This window comes from Phyllobacterium sp. P5_D12 (assembly GCF_054049495.1).
Genome location: NZ_JBFUMG010000295.1, coordinates 1 through 5,517, shown reverse-complemented (window position 1 = coordinate 5,517; position 5,517 = coordinate 1). Strand labels below are relative to the sequence as shown.

Here is a 5,517-nt window from a genome sequence, read left to right as displayed (position 1 = left end):
CTCTGGTACTCAATGCGGACTACCGTCCGCTCAGTTATTACCCCTTGTCGCTCTGGTCCTGGCAGGACGCGATCAAGGCGGTTTTTCTTGACCGTGTGAACATCGTCGCCGAATACGAGCACGAGGTTTCCTCGCCCTCCTTCGCGATGCGGCTGCCCAGCGTGGTATCGCTCAAGACTTACATCAAACCCTCGCGCAATCCTGCCTTTACCCGATTCAACGTGTTCCTGCGCGACAGGTTCGAATGCCAGTATTGCGGCTCTGAAGAAGATTTGACCTTCGATCACGTCATCCCGCGCTGTGCCGGCGGCGAGACGATTTGGGAGAATGTCGTGGCGGCCTGTTCACCTTGCAATCTTCGCAAAGGCGGTCTGATGCCCAACCGTGCCAAAATGTGGCCGCGGCAAAGGCCCTATGAGCCGACAGTGCATGATTTGCACAATAACGGTCGGCTGTTTCCGCCAAACCATCTGCACGAAAGCTGGATGGATTATCTGTACTGGGATGTCGAGCTGGAACCCTGAGACCTCTGCCAATCCACTCCGATGGCCATCTGATGCGGTTTTCTGCGCTTCCGTCGCTCACCAACCCAAAAATTCGCTGCGCTACGGTTCTCGAAAACCACACCAGCTGACCCATCAGGCTGAATTCTCAGAGGGTTTTTTGCGTTGCGCCTGGACTAAGGGAAAAGACCAGCTAGACAGGCCTAGCTGCGCCCCGGAAAGCGACGATCACCAAGATCAAACTGGCGATCGCATTCCAGCCGGCAAAGGACAGGCCAAGTACGCGCAGCGCGGCCGTATCGCATGCGGGCGGGTGAATGGCGTTCATATCCTTCAGAAGATTACCCGCATCGGTGGTGATCGACATGGACACTGCGGTGCAATCCGTCGGTCCGGCCCAGAACTTCCATTCAACGCCGGCGTGGAAGATGGCAAGGCCGAGGCCAATGAGCATGAGGAGCCCGCCAAGTGCCAGCAGGAGACGTGTAAGGCTTGCTGGCCATTTCAGGCTGGACGAGACAACAGCCAATGCCATCAGCGGAATGCCGGCATAATAGGGAAAGCGCTGTTCCAGGCACAATTTGCAGGGCAGATAGCCGCCGATATATTGAAAACCGAGCGCGGAGCCGACCGTGAAAATCATTGCGAGGAGGAGAAATACAGCCGTCCTGAAATGGATGGGATTGTTTGTAGCAGTCATAATATCTTGACGTCCTTATTTACGCGATCGGTTCACAACTGGGTGTAATGGAACACCGCATAGAGCAAAATCAGGACAAGCGCTGCTGCGCCTGCAATCAGGCCAAGCCGTTTTTCGATGAAGTGGCGAATGGGTTCGCCATAGCGCCGCAAAAGCCAGGCAAGGAAGAAAAAGCGCGCCCCGCGCGCAAGCACCGCCGAGATGATGAACAGCCAGATATTGATCCCGGCCGCTCCGGAAAGGATCGTCACGACCTTGATCGGCGGCAGGTGGGCAAGGCCCGATGTGACGAGCAGGAGCAGGATCGCATCGGCGCTGGTCGAACCGCGCAATTGTTCGAAGGCATCGAGCTTGCCATACATTTCAAGGATCGGCTTCGCCAATGTTTCATAGGCATAGTAGCCGAGCAGCCAGCCCGCTATGCCGCCGAGGACAGACGCGACGGTTGCCACCAGCGCATAGCGGTAGGCGCGCTGCGGACGCGCCAGTGCCATTGGCAGGAACAGCACATCGGCGGGGACAAGGAATACCGAGCTTTCAATGAATGCGATGACGGCAAGCCAGACTTCCGCTGATTTGCGCGCAGCCAGAGACATGGTCCAATCGTATAGTCTGCGCAGCATCAAGTCGGTTCCTGTGGGGGAGGCTGGTTTTGAAAAGTCGGGTGATCTTTAGAGCAAACCGCAGCCAAATGGAATCGTTTCGCTCAATTTTTGCCAAGGCTGTCGTCCTGGCCATTCGCCTCTATTTATCTCGCGCGGGCAGCGCAACACACGACTGTGTTACATTTAAGAAATCATCTTATTGCTGTTGACCGGAGGGTGGCTCTGCATGTATTTGGCTTTTCACGGTCGTGGGTTCACCCATGTCCGACGCTCTTGCGGCCCCCTTGGCGGAATTGGTAGACGCGCCTGACTCAAAATCAGGTTCCGAAAGGAGTGCTGGTTCGATTCCGGCAGGGGGCACCACTTTTCAAGGTAATATCGCAATTTTTCAAAATGGGGCTGCTCTGGTCTTGCGATCCACCTTTGTATCCGCCGTCAACAATTTGCTGTCGTGTTGCGTGACTACGGTAGAAAATTACCGGGGTGGCGAGATAGGATGCTTGCGTCGGTCCGAAGCACCTTCTCGACATTGGCGAGATCATCCTTGTTGCCAAGATCCGCCGTCACAACCTCAGACGCGACTTTTGCAGCTAATTCACCCGAAATAGCCGGATAGGCCGTCCCACAACAGTTTCATCGCCACCAGGACCAGCAATCCATAGCAGGCGCGATAAGTCTGGCGTTGGTCCAACCTTCCGTCGAGGCGCCAACCCAGCCAGACGCCGCTGGGGATAGCCAGGAGGCAAACTGCCATCAGCGCCCAGACAGTGGCAGTCGGCTGCACCAGGAGCAGCCACGGCACCGCTTTGGTCGCATTGCCGACGGTAAAGAACATGCTCGTTGTTCCCGCGTAGATTTCCTTGCTCAGGCCGAGTGGCAAGAGATACATCGCCAGCGGCGGTCCGCCTGAATGCGCCACCATCGTGGTCACTCCCGAGCCGAGACCGGCAGCGATCGCCTTCGGCGTCGAACGCGGGCGAGTGGTTACCTCGCCGCCCCTGAAAAACCACAGGCCGACAAATACGAGGGTGATCACCGCCATCAGGATCGCGATGGCCCGGTGGTCGAGAAAGCGGAACAACCCGTAGCCGAAACCGATGCCGACAACGAGCCCCGGCACCAGCAGCACAAGGTCCGGCCGCGACCAGGTCGAGGGCTTCCAGTAGCGCAGCGCGAACAGATCCATTGCGATGAACAGGGGCGCGAGCAGTCCGCCGGCGGTGACCGGGTCCATGACGATCGACAGCAGCGGAATGCCGACAATGGCAAATCCGCCACCGAAGGCGCCTCGCATGAAGCTGATCAGGAACACGCCAGCAAAGGCGACGAGGATTGTGGCGGCCGTGAGCTCCAGCGTAACAGGGGAGGTCATTATATCCTCGCCCGTTCAGGATCAGTCATGAAGCCGTGCACAGCCGCGTCGATCTGCGAATGCGTCAGACCGATGTCCCGCAGGGCGCTGTTGTCAAGCTCGCGAAGGTGCGCAATCGCCGCGCGATGGGTGCTATACGGGCGATGTTCTCCCAGCAGGCGCTGAAAATCCGAAGTGGTGTTACCGGGCGCTTTGTCAAACGCGTGGGGGTGGTTGAAAGGGTTGCAAACATTTTGACCTCCAGATGTTGCGCTGCGGCAATACTGCGCCGTCGGCACCAGCGCTTGTTCAGCGCGGCCGCTGCCTTGTTCCGCAGACCTTAACAATTCCGGTGCAATCCGGTTGRCGCAGACAATATGTTCCGATACCGTCCTCGGTGCAATTGAAACATTGTACTCGGAGCAATATAATGGCGAAATCCGAATATCTGGGGCTGGCTGACACGATCGCCGCGGAAATTGCCAACGGCACGCTCAGGCCGGGCGACCGCCTGCCTCCCCAGCGCAGCTTTGCCTATGAGCGTAAGATCGCCGTCTCCACAGCAAGCCGCGTCTACACGGAGCTGTTGCGCCGCGGTCTCGTCGTCGGCGAAGTCGGCAGGGGCACCTTCATCTCCGGCGATGCCAGGCGCGGCGCGGCAGCGCTGGCTGAACCGCGCACCGTCCGCATCGACCTTGAGTTCAACTATCCGATGCCCCCCAACCAGACCGCAATCGTCGCGAAAGCCCTGAAAGGCATGGAGCAGCCTGCCGCGCTCGATGGCGCCTTGCGACAGGCCACCAGCGTCGGAACACCGGCAATACGCAGCATCGCGGCCGCATACCTGTCGCAGGGCGCTTGGTCCCCCGCCCCCGAACAGCTCGTGTTCACCGGCAACGGCCGGCAGAGCATAGCCGCGGCGCTCGCCGCAGTCGTTCCGACAGGCGGTCGCTGCGGTGTGGAGGCGCTGACCTACCCCTTCATCAAGGGCATCGCCGCCCGGCTCGGCATTGTGCTGGTGCCGCTGGGGATGGACGAAGGCGGCGTACGGCCTGACGCGGTGCAAAAGGCGCACCATGAGGCGCATCTTTCGGCCGTCTACATTCAACCGTCGGTCCAGAACCCGTTGGGCATGACGATGAATGCGGCGCGCCGGGCCGATCTCCTGCGCGTTGTCGAAGGTCTCGGCCTACCGGTCATCGAGGACAATGTCTACGGTTTCCTCGACGACGCGCCGCCGCTCGCGGCACTCGCGCCGGACACCTGTATTGTCGTCGACAGCCTCTCCAAGAAGGTCGCGCCGGGCCTGACGCTGGGCTTCATCGTGCCGCCGCCGCGTTTGCGCGAAAGTGTGACGGCCTCCGTGCGTTCGGGCGGATGGACTGCATCAGGATTTGCGTTCGCCGCCGCGGAGCGCATGATGGGCGACGGCACCATTGCCGAACTGACGAGACTGAAACGTCTCGATGCGCGTGCGCGCCAGAAACTGGCAATCGAACGTCTTGCGGGTTTCGAAATTCAGACCAACGGCAAATGCTATCATTTGTGGCTGACACTGCCGCCGCACTGGCGCTCGCAGGCTTTCGTCGCTGCTGCAGCCAAACGCGACATCGCGCTCACGTCCTCGACAACCTTCGCCGTCACGCCCGGCCATGCACCCAACGCTGTCCGGCTGGCGCTGGCGGCGCCGACAATGGACCAGCTCGACATCGGCCTCTCCACACTGGTCACGATGCTGAATGCCAGAGAGGACGATTTCGACTCAACAGAATGAGCAAGTGTCGATGGTGCTAGGAACCAACATCAATGATCTGCATAGCGATCACATTGAGCGGAGCGGATTGGAAGACTGCCATGAGCAAAAGGGGTACAACGTTCGAGATCGTTCCCTCGCTTGAGGCCACTTTGCGCAAGCGGACTTCCCGATCTGATGCAGATGGGCGGCGGACATCTAACCGGTGCGAATGCCGAGTGACTTCGGCCAGTAGAGAGGCTAGGCTAGAATACCATTCTGCCAGCACGAAGAGCCCGCCGCATGCCCCGTTTTCTCGCTGTCTACACCATGAAGCCCGAAGACCTCGCCCGCTTTCGCAGCCTGCCCAAGCCGGATCAGGACGCGATCGACACCCTCGGGTTCAAGCAGTGGGTGGACTGGGAGGCGAGGAACGCCGCATCGTTACCCGATCGTGGCGGCATGGTCGGCAAGACGACGCGCGTGACAAAGGACGGCATCGCCGACGCCGTCAATCCCTTCTGCGGCTACATMGTCGTTGAGGCCGAGACCATCGAGGCCGCCGCCCGTCTCTTTGAAAACCACCCGCATTTTTCTGTCTTTCCAGGAGACGGCGTGGACATCAT

At 59.5% G+C, this 5,517-nt stretch carries 7 protein-coding genes and 1 tRNA gene; 4 read left to right on the top strand and 4 right to left on the bottom strand.

What is annotated here, in order from left to right:
* The first annotated feature begins 2 nt into the window (after positions 1-2).
* Positions 3-524 (top strand): HNH endonuclease, encoded by a 522-nt coding sequence (locus tag ACXJ5O_RS17540; RefSeq protein WP_457301004.1) that lies wholly within the window; start codon positions 3-5, stop codon positions 522-524.
* A 172-nt stretch (positions 525-696) separates the two neighbouring features.
* On the opposite strand, the gene ACXJ5O_RS17535 is transcribed toward ACXJ5O_RS17540, so the two are convergent.
* Together ACXJ5O_RS17535 and ACXJ5O_RS17530 are read right to left on the bottom strand one after the other, a co-directional pair.
* Positions 697-1,203, bottom strand: coding sequence for a disulfide bond formation protein B (locus ACXJ5O_RS17535; RefSeq protein ID WP_457301003.1), 507 nt, complete (start codon positions 1,201-1,203; stop codon positions 697-699).
* Positions 1,204-1,235: 32 nt separating this feature from the next.
* Positions 1,236-1,826, bottom strand: coding sequence for a YqaA family protein (locus ACXJ5O_RS17530; RefSeq protein WP_457301002.1), 591 nt, complete (start codon positions 1,824-1,826; stop codon positions 1,236-1,238).
* Positions 1,827-2,086: 260 nt separating this feature from the next.
* Between ACXJ5O_RS17530 and ACXJ5O_RS17525 the strand changes: the two genes are divergently transcribed.
* A tRNA-Leu gene (locus tag ACXJ5O_RS17525) sits at positions 2,087-2,171 on the top strand.
* A 232-nt stretch (positions 2,172-2,403) separates the two neighbouring features.
* Here the strand turns inward: ACXJ5O_RS17525 and ACXJ5O_RS17520 are convergent.
* Positions 2,404-3,162: a sulfite exporter TauE/SafE family protein gene (locus ACXJ5O_RS17520; RefSeq protein WP_457301006.1), complete on the bottom strand. Its 759-nt coding sequence runs from the start codon at positions 3,160-3,162 to the stop codon at positions 2,404-2,406.
* Positions 3,163-3,179: 17 nt separating this feature from the next.
* A complete protein-coding gene (locus tag ACXJ5O_RS17515) occupies positions 3,180-3,458 on the bottom strand; it encodes a DUF1127 domain-containing protein (protein WP_457301005.1) in 279 nt (92 codons plus the stop codon).
* 131 nt (positions 3,459-3,589) lie between these two features.
* On the opposite strand from ACXJ5O_RS17515, the gene ACXJ5O_RS17510 reads away from it, so the two are divergent.
* Positions 3,590-4,933, top strand: coding sequence for an aminotransferase-like domain-containing protein (locus ACXJ5O_RS17510; RefSeq protein ID WP_457301001.1), 1,344 nt, complete (start codon positions 3,590-3,592; stop codon positions 4,931-4,933).
* Positions 4,934-5,194: 261 nt separating this feature from the next.
* Positions 5,195-5,517: hypothetical protein (locus ACXJ5O_RS17505; RefSeq protein WP_457301000.1), on the top strand; the 323-nt coding region annotated here is incomplete at its 3' end.